The following is a 23,232-nucleotide window of genomic DNA, read 5'->3' on the forward strand; positions in this document are numbered from 1 at the left end:
GCGCGGGCGCCGGGCGCTGCGACCGGGACGTCCTTGTCAGCGCGAGCGCACGTCGCCGGCGCGAGCGCGCGTCGATCGGGGCTGCCGCGGGAGAGAGCGCGCGCACCGCGCGGCGCGCGCGCTCTCCCGCGGCAGCCCCGCGATCATTGGTGCGTGAACCCGTACCCGACGAGCCCCGTGACGCTCGAGCTCGCGCGCACGCTCACCTGGATGCGCTCCGACGCGCTCTTCGAGGCCTCGGCCGCCCCGGCGACGCACGCGAGCGCGCGCGCTCCCGCGTCGCCCACGAGCCGCGGGAGCGCGGCGCCGACCTGGACCACCGCCTGGGCGTCGCCGAGGAGCCGGTGGCCGAGCGCCTTCTGGGCGTGCAGCAACGCCGGCAGGTTGGCCTGCAGCGTGGCCGCGAGCCGCGCGGCCATCTCGCCGCCCTGCACCACGCGCGTCTGGATCAGCGTGGGCGTGCAGGCCGCGTGGACGGCCGCGTGCGCGCGGCAGCACGCCTCGCACTCGGCGTCGCCGCTCGGGGGCCACTCGATCCAGGAGCACTGCAGCGCCTGCCAGGTGCCCGCGCAGCGCTCGTGGCACGTGTCGTCGCAGCCGCCGTCGCACTTGCCGTCGCACTGCCCCACGCAGCGGCCCTGCGCGTCGTAGGCGGAGCACTGCCCCCCCCAGCACTGCCCGGTGCAGCGCCCGTCGCACGGCCCGTAGCAGCGGCCCTGGCAGTAGCCGGAGAGCTGCGTGGGCTCGCAGTACACCACGATATCCTCTGGGGTCAGCTCCACGTTGCACGAGCCGCTGCACCGCGCGCCGCTCGGCTCGCAGTCCGGCTGCATCAGCGTGACCCCCACCCCGGCGTCCTGGAGGAAGATGGCGTCGAGCGCCGCCGAGACCGGGCCGCAGGCGCCGCTGGCCTGGCCCCCCACCTCGTCGCGAGGCGCCATCTGCGCGGGTGGTACCCCGAGATCCGCGCCCATCCGGCGGCACGCGTCGGCCACCTGCGCCTCGATGACGACCGACACGACAGCCATGTCCTTGGCGGCCTGCACGAACGTCCTCACCTTCGCGTTCGCCCGGGCGTCCGCGGTGAGCTGGGCCCCGAGGACGTCGCCCGGGCTGCGCAGCTCGGGGCAGGAGGCCTCGCCGGCGCCCTCGACGTGCGCGAGGTTCGCGGCGAGCTGGGCCCCGAGGACGTCGCCCAGGCCGCGCAGCTCGGGGCGGGAGGCCTCGGCGGCGCCCTCGACGTGCGGGAGCTCGGCGCAGCTCGGGCCGGCGATGGACGCGAAGAGCGCGAGGGCGAGGAGCCCTTGCGCCGATCGAGCGACTTCACGGCGCATGCGTGGCGTTTACCACGATCGCGCGGGCGGCGCGCGGCGGCCTCCGGCTACGGGCGCGCGCCGCCGGCCGCGCTCGCGCTCTTCGCATCCATCGCCGGCCGCCAGCCGAGGATGCGCAGCGCGTTCTGCGAGAAGATCTTCACGACGTCCTCGCGCGACATGCCGCGCTGCCTGAGCCGCGCGGCGAGCGCCGGCAGCGCCGACGCGTCGCCGAGCCCCCTCGGCGGGACGATGCCGCCGTCGAAATCCGAGCCGATCGCGACGTGATCGACGCCGGCCACGCGGACCATGTGATCGACCTGCGCGACCACGTCGTCGACGTCCGCCTCGCTCGTGCCGTTCACGAAGGGGGCGTGGAAGTTGAGCCCCGCGACCCCGCCGCTCCGCGCGATGAGCCGCAGCTGATCGTCCGTCAGGTTGCGCGGCCGGTTCGCCACCGCGCGCGCGTTCGAGTGGGTCGCGACGATGGGCGCGCCGTGCGCCGCGGCGATCGGGACGAGATCCGCGAACGCGGCGTCCGAGATGTGCGAGACGTCGATCAGGGCGCCCTGGTCGTAGACGCGCTCGCAGAACCGCTTGCCGAGCTCGGTCAGCCCGTACGCCGCCGGCTCGCCGGTCGCGGACGACGAGAGCCGCGAGTTCTTCGCGTGGTTCGGGCTGATGAGCCGCACGCCGCGCGCGATGAAGCGGTCGATCTGCGCGATGTCCGCCGCGAACGCGCCGGCCCCCTCGATCGAGAGGAAGGTGCTGATCTTCCCCGGCTCGGCCCGCGCCGCGCCGAGCGGCAGGAACACCGGGTTCGCGGCGATGATCGCCTCGATCGTCGCGAGGACCGCGCTGGCGTCCTCGATCTGCGGGCCCTCGGGGCGCGCCTGGTCGGGCAGGTAGATCGGCAGCACGATGCCGAGGTAGTGGCCCGCGACGAGCGTCTCCCTGCGGGCGTGGCCCTCGCCGAGGCGCCTGTCGCGCCCCTTGAAGTGGACCTGCCAGGGCACGTCGACGTGCAGATCGACGACCGGCACGGGGGGCTCGGCGGGCGGGTCGCCGAGCGTGGGCCGCGGCGCGCCCAAGGCGCCGGCGGCGCAGGTGACGGCGAGCAGGGCGCGGAGCCGGGAGCTCCCGTTCATGCGCTCACCGGCTCACCAGCACGCCGAGCGCGAAGCCGACCCCGAGGCACACGAGCCCGATGAGCCCCACGAGCCACCAGGCAGCGCCCTCCGAGCCACCGCCCTCGGCAGCCAGGGGGACCTCCACGACCCGCACGTCGTAGTGGCCGCCCGTGAGCGTCGGCACGCCGGCGGGCTGCTGCGCGCTGATGTGGGTTGGCCTGTTGGTGACCGAGAAGGTCGCCGTGGGCGCCACCGACGGGGACGCCTGGCCCGGCGGCGCCGTCATGCGCGGCGGGGGCACCGACGGGATCCTGGACCCGACCGGCGGCACGCTCTGCACCGGCTGCGTCACGTTCTGCGGCGGCAGCGCCACGTTCTGCGGCGGCAGCGCCATGTTCTGCGGCGGCTGCGTCGCGCTCGGAAGCGGCTGCGGCTGCGGCAGCGAGGGCAGCTGGTGCGTCAGCGCGGGCGACGCCGGCGCATCGGGCCGGGCGCTGGGCGTCGCGATGCCCGTGCGGTGCGCGATGGCGCCCAGCGTCTGCGCCATCTCCTCGGCCGTCTGGAAGCGCCCCGCCACGTCCTTGGAGAGGGCGCGCTGGAAGAAGAGGCCCCAGGCCGCGAGGTGGGGCGCGACCTGCTCGATCGGGCGCACCTCCTTGGCGAGCACGGCGGTGAGCCGCGCGAACTCGTTCTCGGCAGGGAACGGCTGCGTCGCCGTGAGCATCTCGTAGAAGATGATGCCGACGCTCCAGAGATCGGCGCGCGCGTCGACGCCCTGCGCGTTCTTGATCTGCTCGGGGCTCATGTAGCCGGGCGTCCCGAGGAGCGTGCCAGCGCGGGTCTTCAGGCCCATTCCGCCGGCCGCGTCCATCACCTTCGCGATGCCGAAGTCGAGCACCTTCACGCGGAAGCCCCCGCGCGGATCGCGGATGAGGAACAGGTTCTCCGGCTTCAGATCGCGGTGGATCACCCTGTGGCTGTGCGCCGCCATGAGCGCCTGGAGCACCTCGTGGATGATCGGCACGGCCTGCTGCGGCGGGATCGGGTTGCCCGCGTCGATGTAGGCGGAGAGCGGGACGCCCTGCAGGAGCTCCATGACGAGGTAGGGCGTGCCGTCCTCGGCGCGGGTCGCCTCGAAGACCGAGGCGATGTTCTGGTGGGCGAATCCCCTCGTCGCCTCGGCCTCGGCGAAGAAGCGTTGGAGGACCTGCTCCTCCTGCGTGAACTCGGGGTGGAGCACCTTGATCGCCCGCTTGCCCTCGCCGCGCAGGCTCTCGGCCTCGTAGACCGCGCCCATGCCCCCCTCGCCGAGGAGACGCACGATCCGGAAGCGCCCGTTGAGCACGGCGCCCACGAGCTGATGGGAAGGGCTCGATGGGTCGATCACACGCGGACTCTACCAAAGCTTCACCGCGGCCCGCTCGCCGAAACCTCGGCGGCGTACGGCTTCCGCGCGCGCTTCGGCGCGCGGCTTCCGCCGGCGCGGGTCAGGGCGCGGCGTTCGCCACGGCCGAGCGCGCGGCCGGGCTCGCGGGGAGCGGCGTCCGCAGGGCCTCGCCCGGCTGAGCGCCGGCGTAGAGGAGCTCGTAGACGGCGAGGCTCGTCATCACGCGCTTCGTGTAGAGCCGCGTCTCCTCGTACGGGATGCGCTCGACCCACAGGTCGAAGCTCTGCGAGGGGCGCTCCGCGATCCATCGCTTCGGCGCGCCGCCCCCCGCGTTGTAGGCGGGGATCGCCAGCAGCGGGTTGTCCGAGAACTGGCCGCGCAGCTCCGACAGGTAACGGCAGCCGAGCGCGATGTTGACCTCGGGGCGCTTCAGCGCGTCGGCGCTCCACGGCAGCCCGAGCGGCTTGGCCACCCGCTTCGCGGTCGGCACGATGAGCTGCATCAGCCCGAACGCTTGAGCCGGCGAGGCCACCCTCGGGTCGAAGGCGGACTCCTCGCGCATGATCGCGTAGGCGAGGGCCTCGGGGATCCCGCTCCGCTTGGTCTCCGCGGTGACGACGTCCACGAAGGGGCGCGGAAAGGCGAGCTCCCACGCGCCGCGCCAGCGCCCGACCGGGTAGTGATCGACCCACTCGCCCGCGAGCTCGACGGCCGTCGGCGCCGCCATGGCGGTGCGCAGGATGCTGTACGACTGCGGCAGCGCGCCCGCGCGCGCCAGCAGGAACGCCGAGGCCCACATCACCTCGCGCGGCGCCGTCTTGCCCCCGACGCCGAGCAGGTCGAGCTCGCGCCGCGCGAGCCTCGCTTCCCCCTGGCGCGCGAGCTCGACCGCGCGCGTGAAGGCGGGCTGCGCGAAGAGCGGGCTCCTGAGCTCGGTGTACGGCGCGCTCGCGTCGCGCTCCAGGGCCGCGGACAGGGCGCGCTGGGCGGCGGCCGGGTCCACGTCGGCGAGCCGCGCGTGGGAGAGCGCCATGTAGAAAGAGAGCGGGTAGTCGCGGATCACCTGCTCGAGCAGCGCCTTCCCCTTGTCTGGCGAGCCCGTCTCGATGTGGGCGCGCCCGAGGTAATAGGGGAGCCTGCCGGCGGCGTGGTACGCGCGCTCGTGCGGGAACCGCTCCAGCGCGCGCTCGAGCGGCCTGACCGCGCCCGCCCAGTCGCCTCGCTCCATCTCGAAGAGCGCGAGCTCGAACAGGCCGTCGGCGACCATGTCGCCCGACGGGTAGTCGTCGGGCATGGCGGTGAGCAGCTGCACGAACTGCGCCTGGTCCCCGAGCCCGAGCAGCGCGCGCGCGCCGAGGTAGCGCGCGTCGTCGGCGAGCCGGTGATCCGGGTATTCCTTCTCGAGCAGCGCGAAGCGCGCGGCCGCCTCGGCGTGCCGATCGACGCGGAGCGACGCGCGCCCGGCGTTGTAGAGGGTCTCGGGCCGCCGCGGGGCGGGCGGTCCGCTCGCGGGGGCGGGCGTCACGGCTGCGGTGGCGGGCGCGCTGGCGCCTGCGGCGGCGGGCGCAGCCGGCCTGCAGCGCTCGATCGCCGTGCCGAAGAGGTCGGCGGCCTCGGCCCGCCGCCGGAGGCGCCCGAGCGCCTCGCCGCGCGCGGCGAACGCGTCGCAGGCGAAGGCCGAGGGCGCCTGCGCCTCGGGGAGGGCGATCAGCGCGTCGGTGACGGCGAGCGCTTCCTTGTCCTGGCGCGAGGCGAGCAAGGCGCGCGCGCGGGCGAGCAGATCGGCGGGGCCCAGATCGAGGAACGGCTTGCGCCGCGCGAACGGCAGCGTCGACAGGGCCTGGTCCTGGATCTCCTTCGCCTCCCCGGCGCCGGCGCCGCCCGGCGCCTCGTCGATGACGCGCCGGGCGACACGGATCGCCTCCTCAGCGTGGTCTTCGCTCGGGTGGCGGAGCAGCGCGCGGGCGAAGCGGAGCGCCTCGGGCACCCACGTCGACGCCGGCAAGCTGCGGGAGAGGTACGCGCGCCAGCGCGCGGCCGCGCCCTCGATGTCGCCCTTGTCGGCGAGCGCGCCGGCGACGACGCGATCGAGCTCGTCGGCGATCGCGACGTCCGACGCGACGGCGCGCGCGCGCTCGAGCGCCGCGTCGGGCTGCCCCGCCCTGGCCAGGAGATCGGCCGCCGCGAACCTCGCGTGATCCGCGAGCGGCCCGCCCGCCGCCGCGGCGGCGTCGTACTCCTTCGCGGCGCCCAGGGGATCGCCCCCGAGGGCGCGCAGCCGCCCGAGCTGGTAGCGGAACGCCGCCGCGTCCGCGGGCGACAGGGGCGCCGAGAGCGCCTGGGCCATCGCCGCGGCCGCGCCTGCGTACGCCTCCTGCTCGACGAGCTTCTGCACCTGCGCGAGCCGCGGGTCGTCGAGCACGAGGGTGAGGCGCTCGGGGTCGAACGCCGGCGCCTCGCCCGGCGTGCCCGGGACGACGGGACCCGGCGGCGCTGCGCTCGGCGGGGCCGCCGGCTGTGGGCAGAGCGGCGGGCAGGCCGTCGCCCCGCGCTGCGCGGCGGGCGCGCCGACGCACGAGGCGCCGAGCGAGGCGGTCAGCGCGAGCGTGGTGGCCAGCGCGAGCGCGGCGGCCCCGGAGCGGGCATCCAGCCTGAACATGCCTGCACCATACTCCGGATCGCGCGGTCGCACAGCGTATCGAGGCGAGCGGCGCGCCGGGGAGCCGCCGGAGCGCCCGCTCGTGAGCTGGCGCTCCGGCGTTCGGACGTGAGAAAAGCGGGCGCGGCGTTACTGGGCCGCGTCGCAGGCGAGGTAGACCCGGATGGCCTCGATCGTGTCGTCGGAGAGCTTCGAGCCGATGGGCATCCCGTCCCCGCCATTCGCCCCGCCGATCCGGATCTCCGCGAGGATCTCCGCCGCCTCGGCCCTGACGCTGGCGGCGTCGTCGACGTTGACATCTTCCGGAGCGCCGATGCGCGACGCGCCCTCCGAGGTCGACAAATGACAGGGCGCGCACTGGGTCTGGAGCGCCTGGTAGCCCGTATCCGCCTGCGCGGCCGAGTCCGGCGGACATTCACCGAGCGGCGATCCCCCGGAGGTGTCGCCCCCGCCGTCATCACCGCCGCAACCTTGGAGAGCGCCAATGACGAAGGGCGCGAAGCAGAGCAAGAGCATTGTACGAACGGGCATCAAAGCACCTCAACAGCTTGTTAGGGAAGGGGAGCGAGCCGGAGTCGAGCCTCCAGCCATGCAGGCCGGCCGGGCGCTGCGCGCCGATGGTGCCTGGGGCCGCGCACCGGGTCAACAAAGACGGATCGGTGTGAACGGAAAGAGACCAGGGTCGTCCGAGGGGGGCAACCTTGCACAAGTGCGAGGCGCCGCGGGTCGCCCGAGGGGGCATCCTTGTACAAGTGCGAGGCGCCATGGGGATCCATGCATCGACGATGAGGCAGCCTTCGCTCCACGGCCTGTGGGTCTCCCGCTCGCCGATGCGCCGCTCTTTCGCTCTTTCGCGAGCGGCGTCCTCGCGTCGCTCGCAGAGCGACCGGGCGCAGTATCCCGGAGGTCACGCGCTGGAGCTCGAGCCGATCTCGAACGCGCGCGCTGACGCGGCGCTCGCTCTGGGCAGCTCGAACCAAAAGAGGCTCCCTTTGCCCACGACCGTGCGGAGCCCCACGCGGCCGCCGTGCGCCTCTGTCAAGCGTTTGACGGTGGCGAGTCCCAGGCCGAGGCCCGGCACTCGCGCGCCTTGCGCTCGGACATGGGGCTCGAACACCATCTGCTCGAGGGCCGGCGCGATGCCGGGCCCGGTGTCCTCCACCTCGATCCGCACAGCATCTCTCTCGTCGAGCACCCGGATCACGACGCGACAGACCGCCGCGTCGCCGAGGTACTTGAGCGCGTTGCGGATCAGGTTGGCGAGGATGCTGGTCAGCACGCCGGGGCTCGCGGCCACCGCGCACGGAGCGAAGGGCTCGACGCAGAGCTCCGCGCCGAGCTCTGTCGCGGCAGGGACGAGCTCGGCCATGAGATCGTCGACGACGGGGCGCACCTCGGCGCGCGCGCCTGGCTCCGGCCTCGCGCCCGCGCGAGCGAACTCCAGGAGTCCGTCGGTCATGCGCTTGACTCGCATGATGGCCTGCCGGCCCCGTTCGAGCGCCTTGCGCGCCGGTTCTCCCTCACCGTACCGCCGCAGGGCGAGGTCGAGCGCGAGCGCAACCGCGCCGAGGGGGCTCAGCACGTCGTGCGCGACCCGGCCGGCGAACTGCTCGAGCTCATCCGCTCGACGCTCCAGGAGCACGCCCTGCTGCCAGAGCAGCCTCACATGGCGCCGGATCTGCACGGCGGCCGCCGCGCAGGCCAGCACCGCGAACGTCACGCTCGCCGTGTTGAGCACGAACGCGATCCGACGAGAGCGGACACGGTTGGCTGCTATCTCGATCGCCAGATGACGTGCCTGCCGCGCGTTGATCTCGATGCTGTCCATCACAGCCTCGCTCGTCGAATTGAAGTCCGCCCGCAGCGCGCCATCCACGAGCTTGTTGGCCTCGTCCGGACGGCCGTTCGCCACCAGCGAGAGGGCCCGATCGGTGTCCAGATCGAGCTTGCCGAGCGCCTGCGCGACGGTCTGCCATTGCTTGAGCTCGCCCGGATAGACGGGCATGCCGAGGTAAACGTCGATGCTCCGGGATAGATTGTCGCGCGCCTCGTCAAGCTCGCGGCGGTCGCGCGGGCGGCCCAGCGCGGCGTCGTTGACAAGGTCGCTCAGGAGCGCCTGGGTATGCCTCAGCTCGGCGCGCGCGGCCGCCAGGGCCATGATGCTCGGCGTGGCGTTCTCCGCCAGGCTCATGGCCGCCGCGTCGATCTCGGTGGCCCGGTGCTCTGCGTAGCCAGCGGAGATCACGAAGCTCGCGATAGCCACGAAGAACGCCGCAAACAGCGGCAGCAGGATAGACGGCAGCCGATCGAGCATAAGAGAAGACTTCGACCTCGCCGCGTCCTTCCGCCGTCGCATCGCCATTCCGGGATGCTGTTACGCCCTCCGCCCCAGCGCAACGCAGGAAGCGCGCCGGAGCCGCGCACGATCGCCCTCGCTGCATCAGCGGATGTCCTCTAGGCTCGTGTCGAGCGATATGTCCGCTGGGCTCGTGTCGAGGGATGATAAACCGACCACGTCCACGATTACGTTGGTGAGCGCTGGGGGGTCGCGCTTGGTGCCCCGAGCGCGACCGAACGAGCTTGATGAACACCGAAGAGGCCCCCGGAGAGGGTGTCCGTGGGGCGGCGCGGGGGACGGACCGCTGTCTGAGCCCGATCGACGTCCTCTCTCCGGCGTGCGCAGCGCGCCGGAGAGAGGACGTCGATCGGGCGAGTTCGGTGGGGCCCCCGCGCCGCCCCACGGACACCCTCTCCGGGGGCCGGGCGGCCGGGACCAGCGCCCCTCCAGGGGCCAGTCGGCGCAGCGCTAGCTCGCCCGCCGTCGCTCCAGGTGCGTCTTCATCGCCTTGAGATCCCCGTGCACCGCCTTCTTGAAGCTGCCGATGAACAGCCGCCCCACCGTCTCCATGAACCAGCCCATCCCGGCGATCTCGCCCTCCATCTTGAGCAGCGTGCCGGCGCCCTCGGGCTCGAAGACATACCGGAAGCGGTAGGCCCCCCGCCCCGTGGTGCCCTTCTGCCCGTCGACGAAGAGGTCCAGACGCTTGCCGGGCTCCGCCGCCGTCACCTCGAACAGCTCGGTCGATTCCTTGCCGAACATCTTGCGGGTCTCACGCCACATCGCGCCCTTGCCGACGACGGCGCCCGTGAGCTTCTCTGCACGCACGAAATTGGGCATCCAGTCGCCGAACGAATCGATGTCGGTCGCGAGCCGGAAGACGTCCTCGGGCGACGCATCGAAGCGCTCTTCAATGGTGAACAGGAGCGGCATCTCGTTCTTCTCCCAGGTTGGCCCGCGCGCCGTGCCATCGTGCCGGAACCGCTCCTTCTCCGTCAACGAGCGCGTCGAGCGCGCGCCGCCGCCGAGACGCCGGCGCTGCGCTGTCTCCCGTCGTTCTCGTCGTCCCCGTCGTCCGTCCGAGTCGCGCGGCCCGGATCCAGCGTCGCGAGCTCAGCCCTTCTTGCCCGGCGGCAGCAGCATGCCCCGGTTGCCCGTCGCCCCCTGCATCGGGCGGTGAAGGACGATCTTTCGCCCCGCCTCGCGCCCGTGCGCGTGCGCCGCCGTCCGCTGGTTGCCCGCGTGGCGCAGGTGCTGCACGTGCGGGTGGCGCGTCCGATAATAGCCGTCCAGATCGGCGTCCCTCACCCAGACGAGCCCCTGCTCCACGGACACCTTCCGCTCCGTGTTCAGCTTCTCCAGGAACCCGAGCATCACCCCGGCCTGGTAGGTCCGCCGGTCCTTGTTGCCCTTCACCCCGTGGGTCCGCTTGTGCTCGCGCCACAGCTGCTCGGCCGTGTGGTGCAGGAACGCGTGCACGTAGGCCGCCATCTCAAGGTTCGCCGGCGTCCCGCAGATCTCGAGGACGCTGCCCCGCTTGCCCTCGAGAGGCACGTAGACAGGCACCCAGATCGCCTCGACGAAGAAGTGCTTCCCGAGGATGCCGCCGACGATCCGCTCGGTCTCGCCCACGCGGCCGCTCGGCGCGCCGAGGTGGCGGAAGCCGTACTGCCGCGCGGCGCGCGCCTTCGCGACGTCGAGGTTGTACTTCAGCATCAGCCGCTGCGCGGCGCTCATCGCCGCCTGCGCCTCGTTCGCGTTCGGGCTGTCGGCGAGCGCGAGCAGCCGCGCGATGCGATCGAGGATCCGCGCGTCCACGCTCGCCTCCGACGCGTCCCCGTCGCCGCGCGCGGCCGGATCCGCCGGCGAGCGCCCCGCGGCCGGCATCCCGGCCGCCGTCCCGTCGATGCCGAGGCGCGTGCACACCTCGCGGAACGCCGGCCCGTGCGCCGCCTCGTCCCTGACGCCCAGCACCTCGTGCACGTACTGGTGCGCCATCTCGTGCTTCAGCACCTCGATCACGACGCCCCAGGGCTGCGTCAGGACGAGCGGCCGCGAGATCTCGATCGCGCGCGCCTCCGAGACCCATCGCCCGAGCCGGCTCGCGGCGTCGGACAGCTCGATGGATGCAGACCGCAGCTTTCGCCGGAAATGCGTGTAGTTCAGGCTCTGGTACGCCGCCATGAGCTCGCGCACGAGCGCGGCCTCCAGCTCGGCGCTGAGCCTGGCCGCCGTCTCGAGCGGCGGCTCGGGCGTCGGCGCGCCCGGCGCCGGCCGCGGCTCGGGCTGCGCGGCGGCCTCGGTCGACGCGGGTTCGGCCGGCGGCGCCGCGGCCCCGGAGGCCTGCTGCGCGCCGCGGATCCCGTTCAGGAAGAGCTGCTCCGCCATGCGAACGCCTCCATGGCACGCCTCGCGCGGCGGTCGAAGGGTTTTCTCGTCCCCCGGGCGGGCAATCCCGGCCGGCGCCGTCACCCCGATGCCACCGAGCCGACTCAGAAACGTTCCCGATACGCCACGTCCTCGGTAAACTCGCGCGCCTCCGTGCTCCGCTCCAAGGCGCTCAACGATCCCCCGTCGGTCGAGGCCGACGCCGCAAGCCGCTCGTCTCGCGGCCTCGCCCGCGATCTGGGCGCAGATCGCGCCGCGGCGCGCGCGCGGCTGCGCGCCGTCGCCCGCGTCCGCCGCCGTTACGGCCGCCTGTTCCTCGCGCTCCCGCTGCTCCTCATCGTGGTGGCGGACGTCCACATCCGCGGCGATCGCCTGCTCGATCTGGGCGGGAAGCACATCGCGAGCTACGTCGGCGCGATGGTCGAGAGCGCCGCGCTCTGGGGGCTCCTGCTCTTCGCGGCCTCGTCGCGGCGGGGCGCGTCGCGGTGGCTCGCGGCGCTGCTCTTCGTGGCGCTCGCGACGCTGTCGCTCGGCGGCCAGCTCTACTTCCACCGCCAGTACGCGACGTACCTCAACCTCGACGCGACGCTCTTCGGGACCTCGCTCTCGGCCAGCCTCTTCGGCCAGCTCCGGGCCGACGGCGAGAACTTCCTCCGCTCGGTCCTCCCGCCGCTCCTGCTCGCTATCGCGCTCGTGTGGCTGGGCCGGCGGATCGTGCGGCCCGGCCGCACGGCGTGGGCCCGCGCCGCCCGCCTCGCCGCGCCCGCGGTCGTGGTGGCCGCGTTCGTCCTGCCGTGCTCCTACCGCACGGTGCAGGCCTCCACGCCCGACGTCATCTACTTCCACGCGATCGGCGGCCTGCTCAAGGAGCTCGCCGGCGTCCAGACCACGGCGCAGGTGCGCCCCGGGCTCCGCACGCCGCCCTCGCTGCCGCCGGTCACCCCGCGGCCGGGCCCGCGGCGCAACGTCCTCTTCATCCTGACCGAGAGCGTGCGCGCCGACGCGACGTGCTCCGCGCGCGTGCCCGTGCCTGTCGACGCCGGCGAGGCGCCCGTCGCGTGCCCCGGCACGCCGCGCATCGACGCGGCGGTCCCCGATCGGCTCCCGCTCACGCAGATGCGCTCGAACGCCTCGACGACGGCGATCGGGCTCGCGGTGCTCTGGTCCGGCCTCCAGCCGACGGCGACCCGCGAGGCGCTCCACACGGCGCCGCTCGTCTTCGACTACGCGCACGCCGCCGGCTTCGACAGCGCCTACTGGACGAGCCACCACATGATGTTCGCCAACTCGCGCCTCTACGTGCAGGACCTTCCGGTCTCGCACCAGTGCGGCGCGACCGAGCTCGATCCGCTCGCCGACATCGATCTCGGGGCCGACGACCGGCTGCTGTCGGCGCACGTCCAGTCCGAGGTGCTCTCGCTGCGCGAGCCGTTCCTCGCGGTCGCTCACTTCGGGAACACCCACGTCCCCTACCTCGTCGACCCGGAGGACGCGCCGTTCCAGCCCGCCCTCGAGAGCAAGGCGCCGGACGACAACGAGGCGTACCGCAACTTCTACAGGAACGCGGTCCACCGTCAGGACGCGGCCATCGCGGAGCTCATCCGCTTCGTCCGCAGCTCTCCGGTCGGCGAGCGCACCGTCATCGTCTTCACGTCGGACCACGGCGAGGCGTTCCGGGAGCACGGCCAGCTCGGCCACACGGGCTCGATCCTCGACGAGGAAATCCGGGTGCCCGGATGGGTCGACGCGCCGCCGGGCACCCTGACGGCCGCGGAGGAGGGCGCGCTGCGCGCGGCCCGGGACGAGCCGGTCTTCCACACCGACGTGACGCCGACCGTGCTCGACCTGATGGGCCTCTGGGAGGAGCCGGAGCTCGCGGAGTACCGGGCGGCGATGGTCGGGCACAGCCTGCTCCGGCCGTCGCCGGGGCCGGCGGCGCTGGCGCTCACGAACTGCACAGGGATCTGGGGCTGCGCGTTCAAGAACTGGGGGATGATGCGCGGCAACATGAAGCTCGAATCCCGCGCCTGGGACACCGCCTGGCACTGCTATGACGTGCTCGCCGACCCCCGCGAGCAGCGCGACCTCGGGCCGGCCGCCTGTGGCGACCTGCCCCGGCTCGCGGACGCTCTCTACGGCGGCCCCGCCGGCAGCGTCGACGTCCCCGCCCACCTCCGCGACCTCGCGGCGGTGCCTCGCCACGACTGATCCGGATGACCCAGGACATCGACCGAGAGGGCGGCGCGCTCGCCGAGCCGCCCGCGTCCCCCGCCATCAGCCTGCCCGCGCACGCGGACGATCGCCCCGCGCGCGCCGACGCTCGCGCCGCTCGCGACCTCGCCCGCGCCCGCCCGCGCGCCGCGCGGAAGGCCGCGCTCCGCCGCGGCCGGCTGATCCGCGTTGCCCTCCTGGCCTCGCCCGCGCTCTGGCTCCTCGTCCTCGACGTGCTGCGCCGGGCCCGCCACATGACCACGTTCGATCGGCCGCACGCCGCGGGGTACGCCGCGACCGTGGCGGCGTCGCTGGGGTTCTGGGGCCTGCTGCTCTACGTCGCCTCGGGCCGCCGCGGCGCGGCGCGCGGCGCCGTGGGCGCGCTGTTCGTCGCGCTCTTCACGCTCGCGTGCGGCGTCCAGGGGGGCTTCCACGCCCTCTACAACATCTACTGTTCGATCGACTCCCAGATCCACTCCCAGTCGATCCCCTGGTCGATCGTGGGCACGCTCCCGCTCGGGCACCCGAGCGTGATCGCCCACTTCGCCGTCGCGCTCGGGTTCGCCCTTGGGGCGCTCCGGCTCTCTCGCCGGCTCGTGCGCCCCCGGCGGCTCCGGCGGCGCCTCGCCGCCGCGGTCGTGCCGCTCGCGCTGGCCGGCGTGGCGATGATCCCGGTGAGCTACCGGGTGATCCAGTCGTCGTCGGCCGACATGATCTACTTCCACGGCATCACCGCGCTGGTGAAGGAGCACCTCGGCATCACGAACGACTCCCCGGATCTGCGGGTGCAGCGCCGCCACCCGGAGCGCGTGCCGCGGCTCTCGGCGCGGCCTGCGCGGCCGCGGAACGTGGTGCTCATCCTGCAGGAGAGCCAGCGGGCGGACGTGACGTGCGTCGCGTACGACCCGGCCTGCGACAAGGCGACGCCGTTCTCCAACGCCGCCGCGCCCCGCCGCATGCCGCTCCTGCAGATGCGCGCTCACGACTCGACGACGGCCATCTCGATCTCGAACATCTGGTCCGGCGTCCCTCCGACGGAGAGCCTCGCCGTGCTCGGCTCTGCCCCGCTGCTCTGGGATTACGCCCACGCGGCCGGGTGGGACACCGCGTACTGGACGAGCCAGAACCTCATGTTCGGGAACGCCCGGCTCTATGTGCAGGATATCCCGGTCTCGCACCGCGCGGTCGCGACCCAGCTCGATCCGGGCGCCGACCTCGATTACGGCGCCTATGATCGGCAGCTCACGGATCGGGTGATCGAGGAGTGGGACGAGCTCGTCGAGCCGTTCTTCGCGGTCGTCCATTACTCGAACGTCCATTTCCCGTACGTGAGCGATCCGCTCCACTCGCCGTTTCAACCGAGCGAGCTGACCAAGGCGCCCGAGAAGAACGAGCACTTCAAGAACTACTACAAGAACGTCGTTTACCTGTCGGACATGGCGGTCGGCCGGCTCATCGAGCACATCCGCGGGACGCCGAGCGGCGAGCGCACGGTCATCGTCTACACGTCGGATCATGGCGAGTCGTTCCGGGAGCACTGGCAGCTCGGCCACACGAGCTCTCTCTGGGACGAGGAGATCCTCGTCCCGACGTGGGTCGACGCGCCGGAGGGGACGCTCGCGCCGGAGGAGCGGGCGAGCATCGAGGGCGCGAAGGACACGTTCGTGTGGCACCTCGACCTGGCGCCGACGTTCCTCGATCTGATGGGCCTCTGGGACGAGCCCGGCCTCGATCCGTTCCGCCGGCGGATGATCGGGCATCCATTGACGCGGCCGGAGCGCACGGTCGCGCCGATGCCGCTCACGAACTGCACGTGGGTGTGGGGCTGCGCGTTCCGCAACTGGGGGATGATGCAGGGGCCGATGAAGATCGAGGCGCGCGAGTGGGACGGCGAGTACCACTGCTTCAACGTGCTCGACGACCCGCTGGAGCTCACCAACCTGGGCGAGCAGGCGTGCGCGCCGCTGCCCGACCTCGCGCGGGGGCTCTTCCACGAGATGCCGAACGTCACGCCGCCGGGGAGGCCGAAGGTCGACTGGGGCGGGTGAGCCTGTACGGGGCGCGGGGGCGCTACGCGCCGAGGCGTCGCTCGAGGTCCGCGATCTCCGGGCACAGGGAGCGAATGCGGCTGTACCGCGAGGCCGCTTCGCGGGCGAGGAGCCCGCGCCCCTCTGCCGGCTCCTGGAGGACACCGCGCTTCTCGGCGAGGGGTTGATAGTATTGCTCCTTCGGGTTTTCGTGGGCCCGTACTTCCTTCCACGCCCACTCGGAGGGCAGATCGTGCCCGGCGAGGAGCCACACTTCAACCTCTTGCCAGGCGTTCTCGGCCAGAAAGCGTTTCCCCGGGGGAAGAGCGGTGCTGGCCAGCGACTCCAGTCTATCGAGGGCCTCGCGCCGCCCCGGTTTGCCGTCGCGATCGACGATGAGCAGGAAGCACTCGATCATAGCCTGATAGCGCAGGAGTATCTCCCGGAGGCGCTCCCACCGAAGCGCCTGGTCCACGCCGCCGAGGAGCGGATCGCGGCAGACGAGCACCTTGGCTTTACGGCCGATCGCCTCGAACATCTTTGTGATGATGGGCTCGAGGACGTACTGATCTTTGCGAAAGTCCTCGGGGATGACGAGCACGCGATAGCTCACTGGGCGGCCTCGCCTGCGTCGTCAGCCATGAGCTCGACCATGTCCTCGAGCCAGCCCGAAGCGTGGAGGCGAGCGAGGTCCTGCGTCTCGAGGACCCGGTTCAGGTCGGGAAGATCGACCACCTTGCGCACGCTGGACTCGTCGGCGCCGCGGAGCCGATAGATGAGGAGGGCGCTCTCCCTGGACTCGGGGCTGAGGAAGCCGAGGAGCTGGGGCGAATGGGTCGTCGCGATGACCTGGACATCCCTGGTGCGACACTGTTGTTCTATGAGCTGCACGAGGAGGTGAAGGCGCGTCGGATGGATGCCGTTCTCGATCTCCTCGAAAAAATAGAAATGAGCAGAGTCGGTGTCGAGAAGAGCGGCGAGGATCGCGAGGAAGCGCAGCGTGCCGTCCGAGGCGCTGTAGGCCGAGATCCTGCGCCCGCCCTGCTCCACGAGGTGCACGAGGACGCGTCCGGCGAAATCCTGGGGAAATTCGAGATCCATCACGTCGAGCGGCGTGAGGGCGCGGATCCACTCGAGGAGCGTGTCTCTTCGCTTCGGATCCTGGGAGATCGCTTGCAGCACGGACGAGAGGTTTTCGCCGCGATCCCCGAGCACCTGTCGGCCTGGCAACGAGGGGAGCCGGGCAGCGTCCGGTGAGAGATCCAAAAAGCGCATCGAGCGCAGCGTGTGCAGCGTTCGCTTTGCTTGTCTCCGGACGTAACGGGGATCCCTGACCTGCGCGATCGCAGGCGAGCTTATCGCAGGCGAGCTTGATAACGTGGATTCCTCACCACCTCGCGCGAGGCGCACGAGCAAGCGGTCGTTGTCTCTCTGCGTAGGCGCGTTTTCAGCGGGGTGCGAGTCGAAGTCCATGTCTGTGCTCCCGTAGAGGGCCTCGCGTATGACCCTGGGAGCAGCGTTCGAGAGCCCGGTCGCGACGGAGATTCGATACTTTATGTGGTATTGGTTCTCAATCTCGTTGAGCTCTGCTCCGATCGAGAACTCCGCTCCTCCTCCGAAGACGACCTCCTTTGTACCGCCTCGGAGCCCTTTCCACTGAAGCTCGCCGCCCTCGCCGTACTTCTCTCCCAAGATCTCCGCCAGCGAATAGCCGCGGCCGACGCCATGGAGAAAGCGGAACGCGTCGCGGAGGTTGCTCTTGCCGGAGGCGTTCGTCCCGACGAGCAGGGTGAAGGGGCCCAGCGGGATCGCCGCCTTCCGGAAGCTCTTGAAGTTCTCGAGTGTGATCGAGGTCAGCATGGGCTCTCGGCGTGGAGTGTAGCTGCCGCGCTGCCCGTCGTTTGGCTGAATCGCTCGACGGTGCGCCCGCGCCTGGTGAAGCGTGCGGACTCTGGACAGGCGGCGGACGTTCCAGGCCCAGCACTCCCCGCGGTACGGGTCGGTGAGCCCGCGCTCGGCCTCGGCGCTCAGCCCTCCTCCAGCAGCGCCGCCTGCACGGCCCGGAAGCGCGCGCTCTGCGCCGCGCCCTTGCGCCAGGCCAGGTGGATCGTGTTCCGGGCGCCCCGGCGCCCCTTGGCCGGCCGCGGCCCCACCACGACGACCTGCTTCGCGGCGACCGCCTCGGCGATGAAGTAGTTCGGCAGGACCGCGATCCCGACGCCCGCGATCGCGAGCGCCAGCATCTCGTCGAGGCTCGTGATGCGGCAGGCGATCTTCGGCGGCAGCGGGGCCTTCCTGCCGAACGAGGCCCGCCACCAGGCGGCGTGCATCGCGAGATCCGCGTCGAAGACCACGAACCTGTGCTCCGCGAGCTCCCGCGCCGTCTCCGGGCGGCCGCGCGCTCCGAGGAGTGCAGGCGACGCGACAGCCGAGAACTCCTCGACGTAGACGGGCCGCGCCTCGAGCCCGGGGGTGTCCTCGGCGCCCACGAGCAGGCTCAGATCGTCGTCCCCCGCGAGCAGGCGCCGCGTGAGCACCGAGGGCACGTCGAAGCGCACGTCGATGACGAGCTCGGGGTGCTCGCGGAGGAGCCGAGCGAGCCGGGGCCGCAGCCACATGCGGGAGAACGGGCCCGGGCCGCCGATGCGCACGGCCCCGCGGACCTCGCGGTGGTCGTCCGACGCCGCGGCGAGCGCGTCGTCGATGCGCGCGAACGCCTCGCGCAGCGCGCCGACCAGGCCCTCGCCCGCCGGCAGGAGCCGCGCGTTGCGCCCGACCCGCTCGAACAGCGGGACGCCGAGCTGCGCCTCCAGCGCCTTGATCTGATGGCTCACGGCCGACGGCGTGACGCGGCGGCGCCTCGCCGCCTCGGCGAACGTGGGCGCGACGCCGGCCTCGAGCAGGGTGCGGAGCAGCTCGTAATTGATGAGCATGGCTCATCTATAGCGTGAGATCATCTCGCTGGTTTGCATCGACTCGAAGGCCTAGGTTCATCCCGTCACCGCGGGCCCGAGCGCCTCGGGCGCGAGGGGCGCGACCGCAACGGGCGCAGAGGCGCCCAGAGGAGCGAGACGCCATGAACGCGAGGGTTCTCTTGATCGTCACCAGCCACGCACGCCTCGGCGACACCGGGCAACCGACCGGGTTCTGGCTCGAGGAGCTCGCCGCGCCGTACCGCGCGTTCATAGAGGCCGGGGCGGACGTCGACATCGCGTCGCCTCAGGGCGGCAAGCCGCCGGCCGACCCGAAGAGCGCCGAGGATCCGTCCGACGCCGTGCGGGCGTTCCTCGAGGACGAGCGGGCGAAGGCGAAGCTCTCGTCGACGCTCCGCATCGACGGGATCGCCGGTGAGCACGACGCGTACTTCGTCGTCGGTGGCCACGGCGTGATGTGGGATCTCGCCGAGGACGCCGCCACGGCGAGGCTGCTCGGCCGCGCGTTCGATCAGGGCAAGGTGGTCGCCGCCGTGTGCCACGGCCCCGGCGCGCTCGTGAACGTCCGGCTCGCGAGCGGCGAGCCGCTCGTGAAGGGGCGGCGCGTGAGCGCCTTCTCGGACGAGGAGGAGCAGGCCGTGGGCCTCGCGGCCGTCGTCCCGTTCGCCCTCGAATCGCGCCTGCGCTCCCTGGGCGCGCGCTACGAGCGAGGGCCGGTGTGGAAGCCGTTCGCCGTCCGGGATGGTCGGCTCGTCACCGGACAGAACCCGGCGTCCTCGGCGCTGGTCGCGCAGGAGACGCTCGCGGCGCTCGCCGACCGGCAGGGGAGCGCGCGCTGAGCGGGCGCCGCGTGGGGCCGACGTCCAGCGCCGGCGGGGAGGGGTCGCAGGCCGGCGGGGAGGCCGAGGCCGGCCTCGGTCACAGGTCGCGGAGGTCGAGCGACCCGATGAAGTCGCCCTTGCCGACGTCGAGCCCGTTGTGCCGCAGGATCGAGTACGCGGTGGTGGCATGGAAGTAGAAGTTGGGGAGCGCGAACTGGAACACGAAGTCCGGGGCCTTCATGCCCTTGCCCGGCAGGAAGAAGAGCGGAAGCGTGCGGTCCTCCGCGCCCTTCAGCTGCTCCGGCTTCAGCGCCTTCACCTGCTCGATCGTCTTGCCGATGCGCGCGCGCAGCTCCGCGATCGTCTCGTCGCGCGTCTCGAACTGCGGCGGCTCCACGCCGGTGAGGAGCGCGCCCAGCCTCACGGGCCAGGCGATGAGGGTCTGGATCTGACGCCTCAAGGGCCACTGGTCGGGCGCGATGCGCGCGGCGAGGAGCACCTCCGGATCGAACTTCTTCTGCTGCGCGTAGGCCTCCGCCTTGTCGAGCCAGACCAGGACCTGGCCGAGCATGCGAGTCATCTGGGGGAACGAGCTGTCGTAAAGGCTCATGATCTTCTCCTCGTCAGCAGGAACAGCCGGCGCCTCTGGTCCACCCGCGGCCTCCGCGCGTCAACTCCGCGCGCGCGCCGGCCACGGTCCACATCGCGCGGTCGCCTGGAGCGGCGGTCGAGCCCGGTGGTACGCTTCGAGGAGAAGTGACGCGCCCGGCGGAGCCTCAGGCGGCGGCGGGGCTCGCCGGGGCTCCGCAGGCCGCCCGTGCGCCGATCAGTCGATCTGGTGGAACACGCCCGCTGGATCGAGGGTCCACAGCTTCGCGCTCTCCCCGCCGCCGTCCGACGTCCGGACGTAGATCAGGCGGATGCCCTTCTGCTCCAGCTCGGCGAGGATCGCCGGATCCAGACCGGGCTCGAGGCGGGGCTCGAAGATGAAGTCCTCCGAGAAGTTGTGGTGCTGCGGGTGGTACGTCTGCGCGTGATAGCCCTTGAGCACGATCGGAGCGCTCGTCAGCCCCTCGATGCGCGTCCCCACCCACTTGTGGAGCGGCGCCGTGTACCCCGCCGTGGGGCCCGTGGGGGCCGGCGGCCAGTAAAACGCGGTCTCCACGGTGACGCCGGACGTCCATGAGAGCGAGCGCTCCTGGAGCAGCGCGCCCGCCACCGGGGGGCCGTCGGCGGGACAAGCGTCGAGCTGCACCACCTCCGAGGACACCGCGAGCGGCGTGCCGTCCCAGTCGAGCGCCGGCGCGGGCGTGGCGTAAGCGGCGCTCAGCATCATCCCGACGTCGCGCAGCGCGACCAGCGGGCCCAGCGACGGCGGCAGGAGCTCGGGCACCGGGGAGGCGGCGAGCGAATAGGTGATCTCCGAGGCCCCGGCGCCGTCCACGAAGGAGTCCGTGGTCGTCTCGCTATCGTACGCGTGGGACGCGGCCGGCCACGCCGCGGGGCTCCCCGAGAGCGTCGCCACCGATCCACCGGAGAGGTAGTCGAGCCGCGCGTCCTCGAAGAGCGTGCCGGCGAGCGCCGCCGGCGTGAGGAACCCGCTCTTCGCCGAGAGCCTCGCGCGCACCTTGAGCCGGTGGTTCGCGAACACGTCGCCGAACTCGCCCTGGAAGGTGCAGACCTCCCGGGGCTCGTCGAGCAGGAACGGCGTGAGGCTCGGCGTCGTGTCCGGGAGCGCGACCTCGCGCACCTGCTTCACGACGAGGTTCCCAGGCTTCATCTTCTTGAACTCGTAATCGAGCAGGAACGACTTCCTGCCGGGGTTCAGCTCGCTGAACCGCGCCTCGACGCGGCCGAGCAGGGCGGCGAGCGCGTGGTAATCGTCCTCCCATCGCATCACGTGGCCGCCGAGCGGGACGAGCGTCGAGCCGGACAGGAGGTAAACGGAGGTCTCCTGGTCGAAGAGGCTCGCGGTCACGACCTCCGGCTGCGCTCCGCCTTCCGGGTTGGTGACGGACGTCGCCCCGAGCTGCGTCACGATCTGGATCTGGTCATTGACCAGCTCGCGCCGCGTGAGCGTCGCGACGCCGTTCGCCATCTCGTCCTCGTCGGGATAGGAGTGATGGACGAGGACGCCCATGCCGACCTCCGCCTCGTCCACGCCATGGAGGAGCCGGGCGAGGAAGGCGTTGTCGTTGTAGAAGCTCGCGTACACCTTGCGGATCGCGCGGAACACGCCGCGCTCGCCGGCCTCGCCGGGGTCGCACAGGCTCGGCCCCTCCTGGTCCGCGTCCCGATCGTCGGCCAGGCAGCCGCTGTAGCTGTCGTAGAGGCCCGCGCCCGTGAAGACGGCGCTGTCCTCCACGTTGGTCGAGCTCCGGAACCGGATCTTCTTCGTGGGCGTGAAGCCCTCGAGCGCCGCCTCGATCGCCTGCCGCTGCCCCGCCGAGAAGGCGGTCTCCCCGGTGATCCGCGCGCGGATGGCCGCGAGATCGGCCTTGAGCGCCAGCATGTCGGGCGGGTAGCTGTGGCCTGCGAGGCGCTCCGCGATCTCGGCGCGCAGCGTGCGGCCGCCGGGCATGACCTGATCGAGGAAATCGTCCCAGAGATCGAACGACAGCGCGACCGCGACATCGGAGCTCTCCGGGATGGCGTCCCGCAGCAGGCCATAGTTCGCGGCTTTGCCCCCGAAATGGACGATATCCGCGGGGCCGAGATCCTCGGTGGACCCGGCGTAGGCGCCGAGGGGCTCCTTGGGCTGGATCCCGAGCTCGCCGGGCCGCTTCAGCGCGAGGAGCTGCTCCCTGTCCGCCGGCGCGATCCCTCCGGCCTCGAAGAGCGCGGCGCGGCAGATGGCCCCGTACTGCAGCGAGGCGCGCAGCGCGACCTCCTCGCCGTCGAGCGCCTTCGCCGCCTCCGCGGCGGCCGGATCGCCGAGGTAGACGAAGGGGATGCCGAACGAGGTCGCGAGGAGGGCGGTGTGCGCGTTCGGCGTCGCGGGCGACAGCGAGACGATGCCCGCCACATAAGGCACCTCCGCAGGGATGGAGTCGGTGAGCAGGATGTCCTCGGCCCGGAGCTCGCCGCTCGCATAGGCGGCGTCGATCGCGTCCGGCGGGACATAGCGGAGCCGGCCCACGGCCCAGCCCGTCGCATAACACGCGTCGCCGTCCAGCCACCGCTCGACCGAGCTCACCGGGAACCCGCTCGCCTCGAAGAACGCGCTGTTCTCCGCGGCCGACGCCGATTGCTCGTACGTCGGGAAATAGAAGGGCTGCGCCCCCTGGGGCGCGATGACGCTGTCCTTCACGAGCTCCAGGACGACGCGCGCCACCTCGGGATCGTAGGCCTCCTGGCGGACGAGCTGGATACCGTACTCCGGCACGCTCTCCGGGGTCGGCGGGAAGAGCACGGCGCCGAGGATGGCCTTCTGCCCCTCCTCGTGCAGCGAGACCTGGTCGAACTCGGCCTGCGACATGTCGAAGAACGGGTCGAGCCGCGTCGTGGCGAACTCGCCGTGGAACGGGAACTTGTTGCTGTCCTGGTAATAGACCTTGGTGGGATCGTGCATCAGCACGGTGAACTTCACCCAGCCCGGCGTCTGGAAGGTCGGGGGCCAGGCGGCGAAGGGCTCGAAGGGGAAGGTGATCTGGTTCTTCCAGTCCTCCGATGGAGTGATGTCGATCGGGTAGGTGTCGACGGGCCATGAAGCGCCGCCTCCGGCGCTCCCGCCATTCCCCCCGCCGTCGCCGCCCGCGCCTCCTTCGCCGCCGGTGGCGCCCCCGCTGCTCGTGGCGCCGCTGCCACCCGTCGCCTCTGACGAGTCCTCTCCGCAGGCGGCGAGCGTCCCCGCGGCGAGGAGCGCGAGCGCAAGGCAAGCCGGTCGACCGATTCGCTGAAGTCTCATGAACAACATCGCGGTACAACTGCCGTGCCACCGTGCGATGAGCGGCGCCTCGGGGCTGCGCGGCGGGGCGTCGCTGTCGCGCGCGTGGCGCACGCAGGCACAGCCGTACGGCCGCGGC

16 protein-coding genes are annotated in these 23,232 nt (G+C 72.2%); 3 read left to right on the forward strand and 13 right to left on the reverse strand.

Annotation, left to right across the window (positions count from 1 at the left end; translation table 11 throughout):
* Positions 1-143 precede the first annotated feature (143 nt).
* From WMF19_RS05050 to WMF19_RS05085, 8 genes are all read right to left on the reverse strand, one after another.
* Positions 144-1,334, reverse strand: a complete 1,191-nt coding sequence (locus tag WMF19_RS05050) for a hypothetical protein (protein WP_437898024.1) — start codon at positions 1,332-1,334, stop codon at positions 144-146.
* A gap of 47 nt (positions 1,335-1,381) precedes the next feature.
* Positions 1,382-2,461: a dipeptidase gene (locus WMF19_RS05055; RefSeq protein WP_437898025.1), complete on the reverse strand. Its 1,080-nt coding sequence runs from the start codon at positions 2,459-2,461 to the stop codon at positions 1,382-1,384.
* 4 nt (positions 2,462-2,465) lie between these two features.
* Positions 2,466-3,830 (reverse strand): protein kinase domain-containing protein, encoded by a 1,365-nt coding sequence (locus WMF19_RS05060; RefSeq protein WP_437898026.1) that lies wholly within the window; start codon positions 3,828-3,830, stop codon positions 2,466-2,468.
* 100 nt (positions 3,831-3,930) lie between these two features.
* Positions 3,931-6,489, reverse strand: a complete 2,559-nt coding sequence (locus tag WMF19_RS05065) for a transglycosylase SLT domain-containing protein (RefSeq protein WP_437898027.1) — start codon at positions 6,487-6,489, stop codon at positions 3,931-3,933.
* Positions 6,490-6,618: 129 nt separating this feature from the next.
* Complete coding sequence (locus WMF19_RS05070; protein ID WP_437898028.1) at positions 6,619-7,020, reverse strand: c-type cytochrome; 402 nt, start codon at positions 7,018-7,020, stop codon at positions 6,619-6,621.
* 376 nt (positions 7,021-7,396) lie between these two features.
* On the reverse strand, positions 7,397-8,803 hold the full coding sequence (locus WMF19_RS05075) for a sensor histidine kinase (RefSeq protein WP_437898029.1): 1,407 nt from the start codon (positions 8,801-8,803) through the stop codon (positions 7,397-7,399).
* Positions 8,804-9,295: 492 nt separating this feature from the next.
* Complete coding sequence (locus WMF19_RS05080; protein ID WP_437799097.1) at positions 9,296-9,826, reverse strand: SRPBCC family protein; 531 nt, start codon at positions 9,824-9,826, stop codon at positions 9,296-9,298.
* Positions 9,827-9,940: 114 nt separating this feature from the next.
* Complete coding sequence (locus WMF19_RS05085) at positions 9,941-11,215, reverse strand: SprT-like domain-containing protein (RefSeq protein WP_437898030.1); 1,275 nt, start codon at positions 11,213-11,215, stop codon at positions 9,941-9,943.
* A 153-nt stretch (positions 11,216-11,368) separates the two neighbouring features.
* Here WMF19_RS05085 and WMF19_RS05090 point away from each other — a divergent pair, with 153 nt between their 5' ends.
* Both WMF19_RS05090 and WMF19_RS05095 read left to right on the forward strand, forming a co-directional pair.
* Positions 11,369-13,423: a sulfatase-like hydrolase/transferase gene (locus WMF19_RS05090; protein WP_437898031.1), complete on the forward strand. Its 2,055-nt coding sequence runs from the start codon at positions 11,369-11,371 to the stop codon at positions 13,421-13,423.
* 5 nt (positions 13,424-13,428) lie between these two features.
* The gene (locus WMF19_RS05095; protein WP_437898032.1) at positions 13,429-15,474 is read left to right on the forward strand and encodes a sulfatase-like hydrolase/transferase; all 2,046 of its coding nucleotides are present in this window, start codon (positions 13,429-13,431) and stop codon (positions 15,472-15,474) included.
* A 22-nt stretch (positions 15,475-15,496) separates the two neighbouring features.
* Here WMF19_RS05095 and WMF19_RS05100 read toward each other — a convergent pair whose 3' ends face one another.
* The 3 genes from WMF19_RS05100 to WMF19_RS05110 all read right to left on the reverse strand — a co-directional run bounded on the left by WMF19_RS05100 (position 15,497) and on the right by WMF19_RS05110 (position 18,386).
* Positions 15,497-16,066, reverse strand: a complete 570-nt coding sequence (locus tag WMF19_RS05100) for a hypothetical protein (RefSeq protein ID WP_437898033.1) — start codon at positions 16,064-16,066, stop codon at positions 15,497-15,499.
* Positions 16,063-17,313, reverse strand: coding sequence for an AAA family ATPase (locus WMF19_RS05105; RefSeq protein ID WP_437898034.1), 1,251 nt, complete (start codon positions 17,311-17,313; stop codon positions 16,063-16,065). The genes WMF19_RS05100 and WMF19_RS05105 overlap by 4 nt, the downstream gene beginning before the upstream one ends.
* A gap of 167 nt (positions 17,314-17,480) precedes the next feature.
* Complete coding sequence (locus WMF19_RS05110) at positions 17,481-18,386, reverse strand: LysR family transcriptional regulator (protein ID WP_437898035.1); 906 nt, start codon at positions 18,384-18,386, stop codon at positions 17,481-17,483.
* A 143-nt stretch (positions 18,387-18,529) separates the two neighbouring features.
* On the opposite strand from WMF19_RS05110, the gene WMF19_RS05115 reads away from it, so the two are divergent.
* A complete protein-coding gene (locus WMF19_RS05115; RefSeq protein WP_437898036.1) occupies positions 18,530-19,225 on the forward strand; it encodes a type 1 glutamine amidotransferase domain-containing protein in 696 nt (231 codons plus the stop codon).
* Positions 19,226-19,304: 79 nt separating this feature from the next.
* On the opposite strand, the gene WMF19_RS05120 is transcribed toward WMF19_RS05115, so the two are convergent.
* Both WMF19_RS05120 and WMF19_RS05125 read right to left on the reverse strand, forming a co-directional pair.
* Entirely contained in the window at positions 19,305-19,817 is a 513-nt protein-coding gene (locus WMF19_RS05120; protein WP_437898037.1) for a DUF1993 domain-containing protein, read from the reverse strand.
* A 216-nt stretch (positions 19,818-20,033) separates the two neighbouring features.
* Positions 20,034-23,114, reverse strand: a complete 3,081-nt coding sequence (locus tag WMF19_RS05125; protein WP_437898038.1) for a PEP/pyruvate-binding domain-containing protein — start codon at positions 23,112-23,114, stop codon at positions 20,034-20,036.
* Positions 23,115-23,232: the final 118 nt, after the last annotated feature.

Origin of the sequence: Sorangium sp. So ce124, from assembly GCF_051525235.1 — a bacterium.
GTDB lineage: Bacteria > Myxococcota_A > Polyangia > Polyangiales > Polyangiaceae > Sorangium > Sorangium atrum.